General features: G+C 69.3%; 1 protein-coding gene. It reads right to left on the bottom strand.

Annotation, left to right across the window (positions count from 1 at the left end; translation table 11 throughout):
* Nucleotides 1-147: 147 nt before the first annotated feature.
* Entirely contained in the window at nucleotides 148-1,920 is a 1,773-nt protein-coding gene (locus tag OSB71_RS24075; RefSeq protein ID WP_265950921.1) for a hypothetical protein, read from the bottom strand.
* Nucleotides 1,921-2,273: the final 353 nt, after the last annotated feature.

Genomic DNA, 2,273 nt, shown 5'->3' with positions numbered 1-2,273 from the left:
GGGTGGGAGCTTCCGGCAAGCATGGGCGCATGTGCACGGAACCGCCATCGGTGCGGGGCCTCGCGCAGCCGTCGGCGCTCCGCAGTCCAGGGCTGGAGCAACCGCCGGGGCACGCGAGAGCCCTGGTCACCAGAGCAGCGGCAGGAGTCAGGGGCTGCCATCGCCGGTCGGAGCCGGCGATCCAGCCGGTTCCACAGGTTTCGTACCGGCACCCTCGCCTCCCGTGCCGGTTTCCAGTGGGACGTGGCGCCGCTGTCGAAGTCGCACCCGTTCGTCATCCGGGATGTTCATCGACTCGGCCAGCACCGCGGCGAGCGCGGTCACGTCGGAGTCGTCGACGTCGGATTCGAAGAGCCACCGGATGTTGTCCTCGGGCGTGATGAGGTCGATCACCGAGCGCCCGTTCCCGTCCCGCGTAGCCGGTGCTCGGACGTATCGCACTCGGTCTACCGGGAATGCACGACCGATTTCACCTTGCCCGAGGAATGCGTTCGTCTTGGCCGTGATGATGCGGCGGTCCGTGACGGCGACCAGATTCCTCGACGCCGTCTTGTCCATCGCCGACGCGACCTTTCCCTTCGCTCCGTCGAGGATCGCGCCAATGCGGGCGGGGGCATCGAGACCGAGGGCGCGGAGGGTCTCACCGTCCTCGAGGAACCATCGCAGGATGCGCAGGTACCGCTGGACATTCAGTGACTTGGGCGCGCAGACGACGGCAGGAGCTTGGAGTGGAGGGGCTGGTGGATGGAGAGCGTCGGCAAGGGGCTGGATGGCCTTGAGAAGTTCGGCGCTGGTGAGACGAGCCCTTTTCGCGTCCTTCCGCTTCCCTACCAGCGGCACCGTCGCCCGTCCGGGGAGCTCGGCGATGATGCGTAGCTCCCGCGTCAGCGAGTCGACGAGACTCGTCGTCTCGGCCAATGCGGAGGTGAACTCCTCGCCGGTCTCGCGCTCGATGATCTCGACGAGCCGTGCCTCGTCGTCGTCTTCGCGTCCAGCGGCTCTCGCACGCGCAGCGTGGAGCGTCTGGTACCCGGTCCATGCCTTGAGCGATGACAGGAGGGCATGGGCGTCGAAAATGATCGCCGCGGCGTTCGTCTCGAGGTACTGACGTCGGCCGGGTGTGTCGAGCTGTCCGAGCTGCCGGACGTGTTCGCCGACGTGCAGACGGTACGTTTCACGCTGCTTGCGCAGGTCGTCGTCCTTGGCCGCGACCTTCTCCCACTCGGTCGTCGTGACCGCTTCGAGTTCTCGCGCGCGGCCGACCGCACTGTCGACGGAATCGACGAGCGCCGTCAGGTCGGCCCACTGCCCGTGGCGCATGGTCGTGAGGACCTGGCTTGTCAGCGCGATGTTGGTTCGGACGAGGCTCGCGACCTGGCTCAGCATCATGTGAAGCGCGACCATGGCCAGTGCCGGCCCGATCGCGGCCACGACCCCCGCAGCGGTCACCGCGGTGACCGGGACCCAGCGGACCTGGTGGACTATCTTGCCGTTGAGGAACACTGCTCCGAGATTCGCGCCGTCCTTGACGGCGAGCGTCCCGCCGGCGCTCAGATACGCCCGCGCCGCGTCGCCGAGCCTGTAGACCCCCTCCACACTGGCGAACGCGTGCGCGAGGTTGCCGCCCACGGTCGCCGTGTTGCCGATCGAGGCGAGGGCTGCCGAGATCCGCGTTCGGTCGTCGACCGACACGAGCCCCAAGTCGACCGGACGGAGCTTGAGCTCCGCGACGAGCTCCGCGGGGACCTCGCCGAAGGCGACGGCGACCCCAGGCCGCACCTCCACCAGCACCGTGGACGCCGCCGCCGGGTCGCTGCCCGAGCGGGGTGCCGGACAGTCCGCGGCACGTGAGTCGCCGGTACCGCTCCGGCCGTTTCCTTCGGGCCCAGCGGCCTCCGTCGAGTCCGAAGGATCCTGCATGCGATCTCCTACCCGCGGGGCGCAAGACGGCCTGACGCCGTCGGCGTTCACTGCCGAACAGTACGTCAGGCTTCCATGTGGCGGGTGACGTCCCCTCAGTGCGTCATATCCAATTTGCCTATCAAGGAGCTCAGTTGGCTTGACGACACAGCGAGGCCCCGGACAAGGGGGTTTCGCCAGGAGAAGCGTCTCCACCGGGCTGGACGAAGGTCCCGATCGTCCACGGTCGGGATTTTCGTCTGTTCGGGGGCGTGGCGGGGCGGGGGGGGGGGGGGGGGGGGGGGGGGGGGTGGGGGGGTGGGGGGGGGGGGGGGGGGGAGGCGGGGGGGGGGGGCGGGGGGGGCGGGGGGCGG

Origin of the sequence: Streptomyces marinisediminis, from assembly GCF_026262575.1 — a bacterium.
GTDB lineage: Bacteria > Actinomycetota > Actinomycetes > Streptomycetales > Streptomycetaceae > Streptomyces > Streptomyces marinisediminis.
The sequence above is the reverse complement of the archived record's forward strand: the minus strand, read 5'-3'. Positions and strand labels throughout refer to the sequence as shown.